Annotated in this window: 13 protein-coding genes and 2 tRNA genes; 9 read left to right on the forward strand and 6 right to left on the reverse strand. The window is 69.9% G+C overall.

Annotated elements, in window-relative coordinates; genetic code table 11:
- Positions 1–62 precede the first annotated feature (62 nt).
- The 3 genes from AC07VX_RS20720 to trxA all read right to left on the reverse strand — a co-directional run bounded on the left by AC07VX_RS20720 (position 63) and on the right by trxA (position 2,288).
- Positions 63–314 carry a type B 50S ribosomal protein L31 gene (locus tag AC07VX_RS20720; protein ID WP_493166182.1) on the reverse strand — a complete coding sequence of 84 codons (252 nt, stop codon included), beginning with the start codon at positions 312–314 and terminating at the stop codon, positions 63–65.
- Between the two features lie 136 nt (positions 315–450).
- Positions 451–1,716: a transcription termination factor Rho gene (gene rho / locus AC07VX_RS20725; RefSeq protein ID WP_493166181.1), complete on the reverse strand. Its 1,266-nt coding sequence runs from the start codon at positions 1,714–1,716 to the stop codon at positions 451–453.
- A 242-nt stretch (positions 1,717–1,958) separates the two neighbouring features.
- Positions 1,959–2,288, reverse strand: a complete 330-nt coding sequence (gene trxA / locus AC07VX_RS20730) for a thioredoxin TrxA (protein WP_056195487.1) — start codon at positions 2,286–2,288, stop codon at positions 1,959–1,961.
- Between the two features lie 145 nt (positions 2,289–2,433).
- On the opposite strand from trxA, the gene AC07VX_RS20735 reads away from it, so the two are divergent.
- The 8 genes from AC07VX_RS20735 (at position 2,434) to AC07VX_RS20770 (ending at position 11,367) form a co-directional block, all read left to right on the forward strand.
- Entirely contained in the window at positions 2,434–4,968 is a 2,535-nt protein-coding gene (locus AC07VX_RS20735; RefSeq protein ID WP_493166180.1) for a PD-(D/E)XK nuclease family protein, read from the forward strand.
- Entirely contained in the window at positions 4,965–8,174 is a 3,210-nt protein-coding gene (locus AC07VX_RS20740) for a UvrD-helicase domain-containing protein (RefSeq protein ID WP_493166179.1), read from the forward strand. Before AC07VX_RS20735 ends, AC07VX_RS20740 begins: the two co-directional genes overlap by 4 nt.
- A gap of 15 nt (positions 8,175–8,189) precedes the next feature.
- A tRNA-Pro gene (locus tag AC07VX_RS20745) sits at positions 8,190–8,266 on the forward strand.
- 177 nt (positions 8,267–8,443) lie between these two features.
- Entirely contained in the window at positions 8,444–10,423 is a 1,980-nt protein-coding gene (locus AC07VX_RS20750; RefSeq protein ID WP_493166178.1) for an OPT family oligopeptide transporter, read from the forward strand.
- 16 nt (positions 10,424–10,439) lie between these two features.
- Positions 10,440–10,516, forward strand: a tRNA-Arg gene (locus AC07VX_RS20755).
- A gap of 212 nt (positions 10,517–10,728) precedes the next feature.
- Positions 10,729–10,914 (forward strand): hypothetical protein, encoded by a 186-nt coding sequence (locus AC07VX_RS20760; RefSeq protein WP_493166177.1) that lies wholly within the window; start codon positions 10,729–10,731, stop codon positions 10,912–10,914.
- Between the two features lie 23 nt (positions 10,915–10,937).
- On the forward strand, positions 10,938–11,135 hold the full coding sequence (locus AC07VX_RS20765; RefSeq protein WP_493166176.1) for a hypothetical protein: 198 nt from the start codon (positions 10,938–10,940) through the stop codon (positions 11,133–11,135).
- Complete coding sequence (locus tag AC07VX_RS20770) at positions 11,113–11,367, forward strand: hypothetical protein (protein ID WP_493183945.1); 255 nt, start codon at positions 11,113–11,115, stop codon at positions 11,365–11,367. Before AC07VX_RS20765 ends, AC07VX_RS20770 begins: the two co-directional genes overlap by 23 nt.
- 26 nt (positions 11,368–11,393) lie before the next feature.
- On the opposite strand, the gene AC07VX_RS20775 is transcribed toward AC07VX_RS20770, so the two are convergent.
- Positions 11,394–12,080, reverse strand: coding sequence for an N-acyl amino acid synthase FeeM domain-containing protein (locus AC07VX_RS20775; RefSeq protein ID WP_493166174.1), 687 nt, complete (start codon positions 12,078–12,080; stop codon positions 11,394–11,396).
- Positions 12,081–12,508: 428 nt separating this feature from the next.
- Between AC07VX_RS20775 and AC07VX_RS20780 the strand changes: the two genes are divergently transcribed.
- Positions 12,509–12,802 (forward strand): hypothetical protein, encoded by a 294-nt coding sequence (locus AC07VX_RS20780; protein ID WP_493166173.1) that lies wholly within the window; start codon positions 12,509–12,511, stop codon positions 12,800–12,802.
- Positions 12,803–12,818: 16 nt separating this feature from the next.
- Here the strand turns inward: AC07VX_RS20780 and AC07VX_RS20785 are convergent, their stop codons facing one another.
- Both AC07VX_RS20785 and AC07VX_RS20790 read right to left on the reverse strand, forming a co-directional pair.
- The gene (locus tag AC07VX_RS20785; RefSeq protein ID WP_493166172.1) at positions 12,819–13,082 is read right to left on the reverse strand and encodes a hypothetical protein; all 264 of its coding nucleotides are present in this window, start codon (positions 13,080–13,082) and stop codon (positions 12,819–12,821) included.
- Positions 13,083–13,577 carry a type 1 glutamine amidotransferase domain-containing protein gene (locus tag AC07VX_RS20790; RefSeq protein ID WP_493166171.1) on the reverse strand — a complete coding sequence of 165 codons (495 nt, stop codon included), beginning with the start codon at positions 13,575–13,577 and terminating at the stop codon, positions 13,083–13,085.
- Positions 13,578–13,636: the final 59 nt, after the last annotated feature.

A 13,636-nucleotide genomic window follows, 5' to 3' on the forward strand; every position in this document is an offset into this window, starting at 1 on the left:
AATGCAAAAGGGCAGCCGAGGCTGCCCTTTGACGTTGGCGCGGCGAAACAGCCGCAGCCAGCTTACTTCTTGAGGTGAGCGAACTTGTTGCGGAACTTCTCGACGCGGCCGCCCAGGTTGTCCACGCTCTTTTGCGTGCCCGTGTAGAAGGGGTGCGACTCGCTGGTGGTTTCCAGCTTCACCAGCGGCAGGGTCTTGCCGTCGATCTCGATGGTTTCCTTGGACTGGACGGTGGAACGCGTCACGAACTGGAAGCCGTTGGACAGGTCAACGAACGCGACTTCGCGGTAGTTGGGGTGAATGCCTTCTTTCATGGGAACCTCTTGGCTAGGTCGGGAGCCACGCCGACGATGATCAATCGCTCGGTCGGCGCACTTTCCGGGGGTGTCAGGGCGGAAAACCTGCGATTGTAGCGGGCTTCCCTGCGGTTTGGCTAGTTTGGGGCTGAAGTTACCCGCCGCGCCGCATCATGTCGAAGAAGTCCAGGTTGTTCTTCGACGCCTTCATCTTGTCGAGGATGAACTCCATCGCCTCGATCTCGTCCATGTTGTAGAGCAGCTTGCGCAGGATCCAGCTCTTTTGCAGGATCTCGGGCTTGAGCAGCAGCTCTTCGCGGCGCGTGCCGGACTTGTTGATCAGGATGGACGGGTAGACGCGCTTCTCGGCCATGCGGCGATCCAGGTGGATTTCGCAGTTGCCGGTGCCCTTGAACTCTTCGTAAATCACCTCGTCCATCTTGGAGCCGGTGTCGATGAGGGCCGTGCCGATGATGGTCAGCGAGCCGCCTTCCTCGATGTTGCGCGCCGCGCCGAAGAAGCGCTTCGGGCGCTGCAGCGCGTTTGCGTCCACGCCACCGGTCAGCACCTTGCCGGAGCTGGGCAGCACGTTGTTGTAGGCGCGGGCCAGGCGGGTGATCGAGTCCAGCAGGATGATCACATCCTTCTTCAGCTCGACCAGGCGCTTGGCGCGCTCGATGACCATCTCGGCCACCTGCACGTGACGGGCGGCCGGCTCGTCGAAGGTGGAGCTGATGACTTCGCCGCGCACGGTGCGGATCATCTCGGTCACTTCCTCGGGGCGCTCGTCCACGAGCAGCACGATGAGATGGCAGTCCGGATGGTTGGCCACCAGCGCGTGCGCCAGGCTCTTCATCATCTCGGTCTTGCCGGTCTTGGGCTGCGACACGATCAGCGCGCGCTGGCCTTTGCCGATGGGGGCGATCAGGTCGACGATGCGGCCCGTGATGTTCTCCTCGCCCTTGAACCCTTCACGTTCGAGCTTGAACTGCTCCTTGGGGAACAAGGGCGTCAGGTTCTCGAACATGATCTTGTTCTTGCTCTCCTCCGGCGTCTGGTTGTTGACGCGGTCGACCTTCACGAGCGCGAAGTAACGCTCGCCGTCCTTGGGGACGCGGACTTCACCTTCGACGAGGTCGCCGGTGTGGAGGTTGAAGCGGCGGATCTGGCTGGGCGACAGGTAGATGTCGTCCGTGGAGGCCATGTAGCTCGCCTCGATCGAGCGCAGGAAGCCGAAGCCGTCAGGCAGCACTTCCAGCACGCCATCGCCGAAGACCTGCTCGCCGGCCTTGGCGCGCTTCTTCATGATGGCGAACATCAGCTCCTGCTTGCGCAGACGCGTGACGTTGTCGATCTCCAGCTCCTCACCCATCTGGATGAGGGCGGAGACGTGGAGGGCTTTGAGTTCGGAAAGATGCATGGGTGAACACCCGTCAGGGGCCGCAGCGCCAGCCAAGGCGCAACGGCGATTCCACGGCTGCCCCGGGACAGGACCGAAAAGGCAAACGCTCAAACAGCGAGCGAAGCGGATTCAGAAAGTTGGGGGAAGGGGAGCCGAGGCCACGCTGGCTGGGTCCCGTGGAACCCGGGGCGTGTTGGCTTTGGCTGCTGCAGTGCCGGCGCCGGTAGGCGTCAGACAGACACTGCAGCAGTTGGGCGCGATTATAGGTTCGCGTCGAGGAAGGCGGTCAACTGGGCCTTGGACAAGGCGCCGACCTTGGTGGCGGCGAGCTGGCCGTCCTTGAACAGCATCAGTGTCGGGATGCCGCGGATGCCGAACTTGGCCGGCACTTCGCGGTTCTCGTCCACGTTCATCTTGGCGATCTGCAGCTTGTCACCGTAGCCGGTGGCGACCTCGTCCAGGATGGGCGCGATCATCTTGCAGGGGCCGCACCATTCGGCCCAGTAGTCCACCAGCACCGGCTTGCCGGACTGGATCACGTCGGCGTCGAAGGACGCGTCGGAAACATGCTTGATCAATTCGCTGCTCATGGGAGGGTTCCTTGGCCTCAAAGGGGTGGCGGTCACCGCGGGGGCGCCGTCCGAATAGGCAAAATCATTGTGACATAGCCACTTTTGCCCGGACGGTCACCGGGGTGACCAAAGCGGCGTTAAACGTGAGGGCGGGAGGCCCGGATTGCAAGCCATCAGCCTGGGCCTGGTCCCTGGGGAAGACATCGAAACCTTCTGGCGCCGCGTCGCAGCCTGTTGCGCGGATTGGTCGGCCGGGCAGGGCCTGGCGCTGCGCGACGCCGTGCTGCTGCTGCCCTTCGCCCAGCAGATCGCTCCTGCGCGGCGCGCCTTTGCCGCGCGCGGCGGCTGGGCGCCGCTGATCACCACCAGCCACAGCCTGGCCTCGTCGCTGGGCCCCAGCCGACTGGCCGCGCCGGGGCAGATCAGCCAAGACGCCGCCATCGACGCCTTCACTGCCGAAGGGCTGCTGGCCGACCAGAGCTGGGCCCAGGCCTTGCGTGGTCGCGACGAGAAGGCCTACGTGGCGGCGCGGGCCCGGCTGGTCGAGACCGCCCATGCGCTGGCGCGCGGCGCGGCGCAGGGCCAGCCGCAGGCGCGGCCGGCCTTCTTCGAGGCCGCCCGCGCACGGCTGCAACTGCAGGCCGGCGGTCCTGGTGACCTCGAACGTGCGCTGGGCCTGGTGGCCGTGGCCTGGGTGGAGGCCGACGACCGCCGGCCGGCCACCGACGCCTTGTTCGGCCAGCGTCCCAGCGCCTGGCTGGTGTTGCAGGTGGGCGGCCACGACCCGCTGTGCCAGGCGCTGATGGCCCAGGGGCTGCCGGCGCTGTGCCTGCAGGCCGATGTGGATCTGGATGCCGCCGTGCCCACCGGCGTGGATCTGGGCCTGGCCACCGGCGCCGACTTCGAGGCCCTGGCCGAGCAGGCCGCCACGGCGGTGCTGCAGCACCTCAATGCCGGGCGCGTGCCGGTGGCGCTGCTGGCCCAGGACCGCGTCGTCGTGCGCCGCGTGCGCACGCTGCTGATGCGCCAGCGCGTGCCGGTGCAGGACGAGACCGGCTGGACGCTGGCCACCACGCCTGCCGCTGCGGCGCTGATGGCCTTGCTGCGTGCCCTGCTGGCCCAGCCGTCGCTGGACGACTGGCTGGCCTGGTTGAAGTCGCCGCTCGGCGCCGGCTGGGACGCCGCTGCGCTGCGCGAGCTGGAAGCCCTGTGCCGCCGCAAGGGCTGGCGCCAGACCGGCCCGCTGGATGCCCTGGGCCTGCCGCTGTGGCGCGAGGCGCGCGACGCGACGGCGCCGTTGGCCGGTGGCGGTGCCCGCAAGCTGGGCGGCTGGCTGGCCGACCTGGGCCGCGTACTGCGCCGCCTGGGGCCGCTGGCCGGCGTGGAGGGCGGCGAGCCGCTGCTGGATGCTTTGTGGATCAGCCGCAACCCCTGGGAAGGCAGCGCCCACGAGCAGGTCATCGGCGCAACGAGGCTGCGGCCCGACGAGTTCCTGGCCTGGGTGGACGCCACGCTGGAGGGCGCCCAGTTCAGCCCCCAGGAAGACGCTCAGGCGGCCGTCGTCATCACGCCGCTGGCGCGCGCGCTGCTGCGGCCCTTCGGCGCTGCCGTGCTGCCCGGCGTGGACGCCGCGACGCTTGCCGCCGCACCGCCGCGCAACGGCGTGCTGTCGGACGCCGATGCCCAGGCCCTGGGCCTGCCCCACATGGCAGCGCAGCGCCAAGCCCAGGCCTGGGCCTTCGCGCAGTTGCTGCGCCTGCCCGCCGTGACGCTGCTGCGCTGCAGCCATGCCGGTGCCGAACCGCTGCCGCCCAGTCCGTTGCTGGAGCGCCTGGAGGCGGCCTGGGGCCGGCCACTGGCGCCCTGGCAGGACCAGCGCTTGCCCCAGGCGCTGGCCCACACGCTCATGCTACGGCGAGAGGCGCTCCCGGCTCGGGTGCCGGCCAGCCTGAGCGCCAGCAGCATCGAGGCGCTGCGCAACTGCCCCTACCAGTTCTTCAGCCGCAGCCTGCTGGGCCTGCGCGAGCCCGACGAGCTGGACGTGGAGCTGGACAAGCGCGACTACGGCACCTGGCTGCACGACGTGCTCAAGCGCTTCCACGAGCACCGCAGCGGTAACGACCTGACCGACCTGCGTGCCGCCGCCGATGCCGAGGGCGAGCGGCTGGACGCGGCCGACTTCCTGCCCTACCGCGCCGCCTTCGAGCGCCTGCTGCCGCGCTACGTGAGCTGGCTGGCCGAGACCGAGGCGCAGGGCCAGCGCTTCGAGGCCGGTGAGGTGGACAAGCGCTGCCAGCCCTTCGCCGGCGCGCTGGCCGGGCTGACGCTGCAGGGCCGCATCGACCGCATCGACACCACGCCCGCGGGCACGCTGCTGCTGGACTACAAGACCGGCCGCGCGGCGGAGTTGAAGGACAAGCTCAAGACCCCGCTGGAGGACACCCAGCTGGCCGTCTACGCGCTGCTGATGGGGGGCGATCCCGCGCTGCAGGCGGCTTATCTGGCGCTGGACGAGCCCGATGCGCTGAAGCTCGTGCCGCACGAGGCCGTCGGCGAGACCGCGCTTGCGCTGCGCGAAGGTCTGCAGGCCGACCTGGCCGCCGTGCTGGGCGGCGCCGCGCTGCCGGCGCTGGGCGAGGGCCGGGTCTGCGACTTCTGCGAGGCGCGCGGCCTGTGCCGCAAGGACGACTGGGCATGACGACGGATTTCGCCTACTACGCCGATGGGCAGCTGATCCCGCGCGAGCGCTTCTACGCCATCGCCTGCGACCCGGCGCGCAGCAGCATCGTCGAAGCCTGCGCCGGCGCGGGCAAGACCTGGATGCTGGTGTCGCGCATCCTGCGCGCGCTGCTGGCCGGCGCCGAGCCGCAGCAGATCGTCGCCATCACCTTCACCCGCAAGGCCGCGGGCGAGATGCGCGAGCGGCTGTCCGAATGGCTGGCCGGCTTTGCGCGTGCGGACGAAGCGGCCCAGCGCCAGGCGCTGCTGGAGCGCGGCCTGGATCTCGCCGAGGCCGAGCGCCTGCGCCCGCGCCTGGCCGTGCTGCAGGCCGAGCTGCTGCGCGGCGGGCGGGGCGTGGAGGTGCGCACCTTCCACGGCTGGTTCTCGCAGCTGCTGCGTGCTGCGCCCATGAGCCTGCTAGCCGAGCTGGGCATCTCGCCCGAACTGCAGCTCGTCGAGGACGAGACCGAGTTGATGCCGCCGCTGTGGCGGCGCTTCCATGGCCGGGTGCTGGGCGACGCCGGGCTGCTGGCCGACTTCCAGGCGCTGACGCTGGTGCGCGGCCGGCACAACCTGCGCGAATGGCTGCTGGCCGCCTTTGCCAAGCGCGTGGAGCTGGGCCTGGCCGATGCGGGCGGCGTGCTGGAGGCCAGCCTGCAGCCGCCGGCGCAGGACCCGGCCGAGCGCTTCGAGCAGCTCGCGCCGGCGTTGGTGGCTCTGGCCAGCGAGCTGGGGCAGGGGGGGGGCGCCAAGGCGCAGACGGCCGCGGCGGCGCTGGTGGATGCCGGCAACTTCGACGAAGTCTGGGCCGCCCTGTTCACGGCCTCCGGCACGCCGCGCAAGTTCGACAAGGCCAGCGAAGCGCTGGCGTCGCTGCGCGCCGCGCTCGCCGAGCTGGAAGGCCTGCGCGCCGATTTCGACCAGCAGGCCGCCGCCCATCAGCACGCGCAGATGACGCGGCTGGCCCGCGTGCTGGTGGCCGAGTTCGATGCGCTCAAGCGCGGCCGCGGCCTCGTCGACATGAACGACCTGGAGCGCGGCGCGCTGGCGCTGCTGGCCAAGCCCGAACTGGCCGGCTGGGTGCAGCAGCGGCTGGACGCCCAGGTGCGCCACCTGCTCATCGACGAGTTCCAGGACACCAGCCCGCTGCAATGGCAGGCGCTGCACGGCTGGCTGCAGGCCTATGCCGGCGCGGGTGGTGGCGCGCAGATCAGCGTCTTCATCGTCGGCGACCCCAAGCAGAGCATCTACCGCTTCCGCCGCGCCGAGCCGCGCGTCTTCATAGCCGCGCGCGAGTTCGTGCTGGGCGGCCTGGCGGGTGTCAGCCTGGCCTGCGACCACACGCGGCGCAACGCGCCCGAGGTGCTTGCCGCCGTGAACGGCGCCTTGGACGGCGTGCTGGAAGGCTTTCGCCCGCACACCACCGAAGGCCGGCCGGGCAGCGACGCGCTGGCCGGCCTGTGGCTGCTGGACGGCCCGCCCGGCGAGAAGACCGAGCGCGAGCTGGACCCGCTGGCCTGGCGCCCGAGCCTGACCGAGCCTCGCCACGAGCCCGAGTTCGAGCGTCGCGCTGCCGAGGCCCGGCGCGTGGCCGCCTGCATCGCCGGCCTGCTGGCTGAGCGGCCCGACCTGGGGCCGCAGCACATCTTCGTGCTGGCCCGCAAGCGCGAGCCGTTGCGCCAGCTCAGCGTGGCGCTGACGGCCGCCGGCATCCCGCATGCCGCACCCGAGGAGACGCCGCTGGCCGAGGCGCCCGCCGTGCGCGACCTGTTGGCGCTGCTGGACGTGCTGGCATCGCCCGGCCACGACCATTCGCTGGCCCAGGCGTTGGCCAGCCCGCTGTTCGGCATCGCCGACGACGAGCTGCTGCACATCGCCCGGACCAGCGGCCGTGTGGCCTATCTGGACGCACCGGCCGCCGAGACGCCGACGCCGTGGTGGGAGGCCGCGCAGGCATTGGCCCGGCCCAGCCCCGCGCTGGCCCGCGCCCGCGGCCTGCTGGCCAGTTGGCGCGAGGCCGCCGCGCGCAGCACGCCGCACGAGTTGCTGGATCGCATCGTCCATGAGGGCGAGTTGCTGCCGCGTCTGCTGGCCGCCAGCCCGCCCACCGAGGCCGCCGCCCGCGTGCAAAGCGTGCAGGCCCTGTTGCGCGCCGCGCTGGACCTGGACGGTGGCCGCTACACGCAGCTCTACGGCTTCGTGCGCGCGTTGCGCAGCCGGCCCATCACCTGGGCCGCGGCGGCGGGGGAAGCCGGCGTGCAACTGCTGACCATCCACGGCGCCAAGGGCCTTGAGGCCGAGGTCGTCATCCTGCTGGACACCGACGCTCAGCCGCCCAAGGCCGAGACCTACGGCCTGCTGCTGGACTGGCCGGTGGACCAGCCCGCGCCGCGCCAGGCGGCCTTCTTCGGCTCCGAGGCCAAGCCGCCACCGTCGCTGGCCGGTCTCGTCGCCCAGGAGCAGGCGGCCCGCGAACGCGAGGAGTTCAACGCGCTCTACGTGGCACTGACGCGCGCCCGGCGCACCCTCGTCGTGAGCCGCACGCCGGCCAGGCGGCCGCAGGCGAGCTGGTGGGCGCGGCTCGCGCCGCTGGGCCAGCCCTGGCCGCTGGCCTTGCAGGACGGCGCGGTGACCGAGCCGGCGGCACCCTGCTGGTGGCCGCTGCCGGCCTGGCAGGGCCAGCGCCTGGCGTTGCCGCCGCGCACGGCCGACAACGCCCGCGCCGCGCAGGTGGGCGAGGCCTTGCACCGCGTGCTGGAGTGGGCCAGCCAGCCCGGCCAGGCCCAGCCGCTGGATGCGCTGCTGGCCGGCAGCGGCCAGGCCTTCGGGCTGGACGCGGCCGGGCGCCAGCAATTGGAGCGCAGCGTGCGCGCCATCCTGGCCAGCCCCGAGGCGCGGCCCTTCTTCGACCCGGCAGAGCTGCTGTGGGCCGGCAACGAGGTGGCGGTGACGCTGGACGGTGGCGAAGGCCGCATCGACCGGCTGGTGCAGCGCCGCGCCACCGCCCACGAGCCGGCGACCTGGTGGGTGCTTGACTACAAGCTGGGCCTCACGCCCGAGTCGGTGGAGGCCTACCACGCCCAGTTGCGCGGCTACGTGGCGGCGGTGCAGGTGCTGCAGCCGGGCGAGCCGGTGAAGGCCGCTTTGATCAGCGGTGAGGGCAGGGTGGTCCACGTCGCATAGAATGTCGGGCTTGTTCGGGGCGTAGCGCAGCCTGGTAGCGCATCTGCTTTGGGAGCAGAGGGTCGCGAGTTCGAATCCCGCCGCCCCGACCAAACTTTTCCGACCGACCCGCCGCTGGCCCGTGCCACGGCGGGTTTGTTTTTTTGAGGCCCCCGCATCCGGAGGCTTCGATCCCAGGGCATCCCCCAAAGTCCGACCGAGCGGTCGGCCGGGACAATCCGCAGCTTTGCTTCAACCCAGGCGGGGCCACAAGCGCCGCCCGAGATTCCATGGCACTCCAACACCTGACCGACGAGCAGATCGCCACCTGGACCCGCGCCCAAAAGGACGAGTGGTGGTTCAAGAACGTCTTCCGCGGCGACATGGCCCAGCTCACGCTGCGCTCGGGCTTCACCGGCTTCCTGCTGGGCGGCATCCTGTCGGCCACGGGCCTGTACATCGGCGCCAAGACCGGCATCGCCATTGGCGTCGGCCTCACCTCGGTGATCCTGGCCTTCGCCTTGTTCCGCGCGCTGCACGCCAGCGGCTTCGCGCAGGACTACACCATCCTCGAGAACAACTGCACCCAGTCCATCGCCACCGCGGCGGGCTACGTCATCACGCCGCTTTTCTCCAGCCTGGCGGCCTATATGCTGGTCACCGGCGTCATCCCGACCTGGTGGCAGCTGATGGTGTGGATCTTCGTCGTGTCCATGATCGGCGTGCTGCTGGCCTTCCCGCTCAAGCGCCGCTTCATCAACGAAGACCAGGCCCCCTTCCCGGAGGGCCGCGCCTGCGGCGTGGTGCTGGACTCGCTCTACCACGGCGCCGGTGACGAAGGCATCTTCAAGGCCAAGCTGCTGGGCGTGGTGGGCGGCTTCACGGCGCTCTACCAGGCCATCATCAGCGACGGCTGGATGAAGCTGGTGCAGTTCAAGATCCTGATGATGGACAAATGGGCTGGCATGAAGGAGCCCTGGTATCTGCACGAGCGCCTGGACCAGTATTACTACGCCTGGGCCGGCAAGACGACTTCGCTCATCCCCACCATCATGGGCACCGACATCCGCCAGCTCGGCCTGCGCCTGACGCTGGACGCCGCCATGCTGGGCGTTGGCGGCCTGATGGGCATCGCCGTGGCGACGAGCTGCTTCCTTGGAGCCTTCATCAACTTCGTCATCCTGGCGCCGATGATGATCCAGGCCGGCGACATCGCGCCGCGCCTGGGCGCCAACGGTGTGCTGATCCCGCTGAACCGCGCGGAGATCGTCAACCAGTGGTCGCTGTGGTGGGGCGTGACGATGATGGTTGTCGGCGCGCTGGTGGGCCTGCTCGCCAAGCCCGAGATCTTCAAGAGCGCCTTCAAGCGCAAGGCCAAGGCCGCCGCCGGCAGCAACGGCGATCTGCTGAAGGACATCGAGGTGCCGCTGTGGATCAGCTACATCGGCGTGCCAGTGTTCAGCGTGCTGGGCAGCTACGTGACCCACGCCTTCTTCGGCGTGCCGTTCTGGCTGGCTCTTGTGTCGCTGCCGCTGATCTTCGTGCTGACCGTCATCTGCACCAACTCCATGGCGCTGACGTCCTGGACGCCCACGGGCTCGCTGGCCAAGATCACGCAGTTCACGATGGGCGCCATCGACCGCAGCAATCCCGGCTCCAACCTGCTGCCGGCCGGCATGACCAGCGAGATCGCCTCCAACGCCGCTAACCTGCTGTCGGACATCAAGCCCGGCTACATGCTGGGCGGCAAGCCGCGCCACCAGGCCGTCGGCCACGTCATCGGCAACCTGGCTGGCGTGCTGTTCTGCGTGCCGCTGTTCTTCCTGCTGTTCCTGACGCCCGATTCGAGCGGCGTGCGCAGCGTCGCGACGCTGGTGTCCGACCAGTTCGCCATGCCGGCGGCCCTGCAGTGGAAGGGCGTGGCCGACATCATCGCCAAGGGCCTGAAGGGCCTGCCGACCTCGGCACTGATCTCCATGGCCTTCGCCGCCGTGGCCGCCGTGGCGATGGAAATCGCCCGCATCAAGACCAAGGGCCGGTTCCCCATCTCCGCCGTGGCCACCGGCCTGGGCGTCGTGCTGCCGCCGGAGTCCGTGTTGGCCATGTTCCTGGGCGCGCTGGTGTTCTTCATCATGAGCAAGAAGCACAAGACGGCTGGCACGCCCGGCCACCGTGTCTGGGTCGAAGGCATGGAGCCGATCTGCGCCGGCCTGATCTCCGGTGCCGCGCTGATGGGCATCGGCAACGCGATCATCAACGTGCTGATCTGATAATCGGCCGTTCTGTCTGCCCGTAGCTCAACTGGATAGAGCAGCTGCCTTCTAAGCAGCAGGTCGGGGGTTCGAGTCCCTCCGGGCAGGCCAACTCGGCGGATCGCTCCGTCTTGCCGCCATCAGGCGCCTGGGTTCACCGAGAACCCGGCGCCTTTTTTCTTGGCGAGCACCGAAAACACCATCCCCCTTTGGGGGGATGCGAGGGGGATGCCGTCGGACTTCTCCCCCTTCGACACCCCCAAAGGGCGATATCCCGATCGGGCCCCGGCGCCGAGACTGGCTTCATCGACACAGGAGCCATCATGCAAATCCAGTCCAGCCCGCCGGCACCCGACGACATCCGTTGGGCAAGCGCCGATATCCTGCGCATCACCCTTGGCCAGCTGCGCGCCTGGGAGGTCGAGGCCGCGAGGCACTGCATCACCGTGCCGGCTGACGAGGAAGCCTGGGAAGGCACCGAGATCGACGTGCGCAGGACGGTGCTGTGAAGCTCGCCCCCGCGACACTCGCCATGCGCGTTCCCCTCGCCTCACTGGCACAGGCCTCCGTCCAGCAGCTGCGCGAGGCCCTGCGCCGCGTGACGACGCTGCACGCCAACACCCTCGAAGAACAGCTCGAAGACGAGTTCCTGGCTGGCGTGGAGGCCAGCGAGGTCAGCTGGTCCGAATGGGAAGAGACGAGCTTCGATGTTCGCCAGTTCCATGTTTGACGCCGAACGCCGCCCTTGGGCGTCGGCGCCGCGCATCAGCCACTGGGTGTACGAGTCCATCCCCGGCCAGATCAACGCCTGCGATGGCGAGGGGCGGGTGCTGATGGCCATCGCGACCGACCCCTTGTTCGGCGCACGCCTGGCAGCGGCGTTCGACGTCGGCGCCGCGGCGCAGCGTGCGTCCGACCTGACCCGCATCGGCACGCGGCCGCCGCCGGCCTTCCCCTTCTGAGCCGAGCGCCTGCCCTGCCGCCCGCGTCAGGGCAGGCGGGCGAGCATGGTGGCCTCGGTCGCCTCGTCCCAGGCCAGCGGGTAGAGGCTGCGCGCCGAGGCGACGCTGTCGGGGCGGCCGCCCCACAGCGCGATCTGCTCGCGCACGTCGGCGAACTCGATGCTCATCAGCACCGCCGGCGCCTGCACGCGCGGGTTGTGGCGGGCCACGGTCAGCGGCACCAGGCCCAGGCAGCGCCGGTAGAACGGCACGTGGCGCGGATTGACCTCGATGACCAGCCGCTCGCAGCGCGCCCGGCGGTGGGCGTGCAGATAGCCGAGGTGAAAGATCTGGGCCAGAACGCGCTTGGGGTCGTGGGAATGCCGGTCCACGGCCAGGCCGCCGAACTCGCAGAGCCTCGCGCCGTCGGCCCGCCATTCGTCGAGCTCGGCCTTGAACAGCAGGTCGGCGTGCAGGCCGCCGGCACCGTCGAAGCGCACGGACAGCGTGCCGACGATCTCGTCGCCGTCGCGCGCCGTGCAGACGATGTCGCCGTCCTGGTTGCGGCTGCTGAAGCGCTCGCGCGAAACGGTCAGCCCGCGGGCGCCGTAGCGCCGCTCGACCAGATCGAGGGCATCGCCTTCGAGCCCGCCAAAGCCGCTGTCCAGCGCCAGGGGCATGCCGCCGAAGGCGTTGTCGGGCGGGCTGCGCCGCGCTTGAAAGTTGGGGACCATGGACTGCATCCTTGCCAGCGCCGATTGCGCGGGCCGCAGTCTAGGGATGCATGAGCGGGCTTTGATCGAGTCTCACAGACCGATACACCGGACACATGAGGTCCATGCGATTTCGCACGCCGGGGCACTGCGCCTTGCGCCAAGTTGTAAGGCTTCGTATGCCGGAGAAGCCTTTGTTCATCGGAGCAAACTCGGCATGCCGTCCTACACGCCGGCGCCATGCACGGCGATAAATTGGTGGTGGGTTTCGAGCCCCCTGCTTTCCTCCCTGAGCAGGCGTCGCCGTGACAGCGGATGACGGTTTCAACCCCGGCCGATGGCCGGGGTTTCTTTTTGAGCCTCGGCCCTGGACGCATCCGGCGGCATCGGTAAGGCCGCGCCGATGCGGCGCTAGCATGCGCTGCCGCCCACGACCCGTTCGCCCGCCCATGAGAGTTCTGCTGTTCGTCTGCATTGCGCTGAGTGCATGTGCCTCGCCTCGTTGGGTGAACCCGCAGAACCCCGGCGCTGATCTCGAGGCCGACGGCGTCGCGTGCGACAGGGATGCCGAGCGCGTCGGGCGGCTCAATCAGCTCGGCAGCCAGGTGGCGAGCCGCAATTGCGTCGATGGGCCGATGTGCCTAAGCCTGGCCGAGAACCAGCGCATCCAGACGACCGCCGAGGCCGTCAATGCGCGCAAGCGTTGCATGGAGGCAAGGGGCTGGCGCGTGTTCGGCGGATGAAGTCGCCACCCGCCTGTCAGCGTGAGACGCCGTCCAGCATTTGCGCCAACGCCTGCACAAAGGCATGGGCGTCGCCCGGCCAGCGGGCGCTGAGGTAGTTTCCGTCGCGCAGCGTGAAGCCGCGACCCGGGCGCTCCGGCGAGTCGCGCAGCAGTGGCGGCGGGCCGGCGTCGAAGTCGCCCGGGCTGACCAGCAGCGACTGCACCTCCGTCTGCAGCGGCGTTGGGTAGGTGCGGTAGTAGCGGCCCAGCCAGGCGGCCGTCATCAGCCACGCGGTCAATTACTGCTGCTTCGTCAGGCCGGTCGTGCGCCGGCCATGCAGCACGGATCGGCCGTCCGCCCGCCTGCTGCGGGCCGCCAGCAGCACGCCATGGCAGATCGCGGCCACCGGCTTGTCGGCAGCGAACTGGGCGGCGACCAGGGCCTGCAGGCTGGGCGATTCGAGGTAGACCCGCATGCCCGGTGCATGGCCGCCGGGCAGTAGCAGGGCGTCGACGGTGTCATCGTCGATGTCGGCATAGGCGATGGGCCTTTGGAAGGCCTCGCTCTGCACCATCGCCGCGTGGGCCGTGCGCGCGTTGGCGTCGGCGCGCAGCAGGGGCGCCCAGATCCCCAGCCCGCGGCCGTCCAGCATGCGCGGGTCGGCCTGGGCCGGCTGGCCGTCGGGCGTGGCAAAGCAGATGGCGTGGCCGCGCCCGGTGAGCAGCCGCCAGGGGATGGCGGCCTCGCTGGGGTCGTAGTCCTGGGCGGGCAGCGGGATCAGGAGGCGGGCCATCGCGGCCATCTTAGGAGGACAAGACAGGAGGGCGCCGATGCTGCTAGGCTGCCCGCGCC

This window comes from Roseateles sp. GW821-FHT03B02, assembly GCF_059421025.1.

Bases quoted from the DNA above. Each gene is read 5' to 3' on its own strand.
- AC07VX_RS20720 (WP_493166182.1), bottom strand. From the start codon at position 314: ATGAAAGAAGGCATTCACCCCAACTACCGCGAAGTCGCGTTCGTTGAC.
- rho (WP_493166181.1), bottom strand. From the start codon at position 1,716: ATGCATCTTTCCGAACTCAAAGCCCTCCACGTCTCCGCCCTCATCCAG.
- trxA (WP_056195487.1), bottom strand. From the start codon at position 2,288: ATGAGCAGCGAATTGATCAAGCATGTTTCCGACGCGTCCTTCGACGCC.
- AC07VX_RS20740 (WP_493166179.1), top strand. From the start codon at position 4,965: ATGACGACGGATTTCGCCTACTACGCCGATGGGCAGCTGATCCCGCGC.
- AC07VX_RS20750 (WP_493166178.1), top strand. From the start codon at position 8,444: ATGGCACTCCAACACCTGACCGACGAGCAGATCGCCACCTGGACCCGC.
- AC07VX_RS20760 (WP_493166177.1), top strand. From the start codon at position 10,729: ATGCAAATCCAGTCCAGCCCGCCGGCACCCGACGACATCCGTTGGGCA.
- AC07VX_RS20765 (WP_493166176.1), top strand. From the start codon at position 10,938: ATGCGCGTTCCCCTCGCCTCACTGGCACAGGCCTCCGTCCAGCAGCTG.
- AC07VX_RS20770 (WP_493183945.1), top strand. From the start codon at position 11,113: ATGTTCGCCAGTTCCATGTTTGACGCCGAACGCCGCCCTTGGGCGTCG.
- AC07VX_RS20775 (WP_493166174.1), bottom strand. From the start codon at position 12,080: ATGGTCCCCAACTTTCAAGCGCGGCGCAGCCCGCCCGACAACGCCTTC.
- AC07VX_RS20780 (WP_493166173.1), top strand. From the start codon at position 12,509: ATGAGAGTTCTGCTGTTCGTCTGCATTGCGCTGAGTGCATGTGCCTCG.
- AC07VX_RS20790 (WP_493166171.1), bottom strand. From the start codon at position 13,577: ATGGCCCGCCTCCTGATCCCGCTGCCCGCCCAGGACTACGACCCCAGC.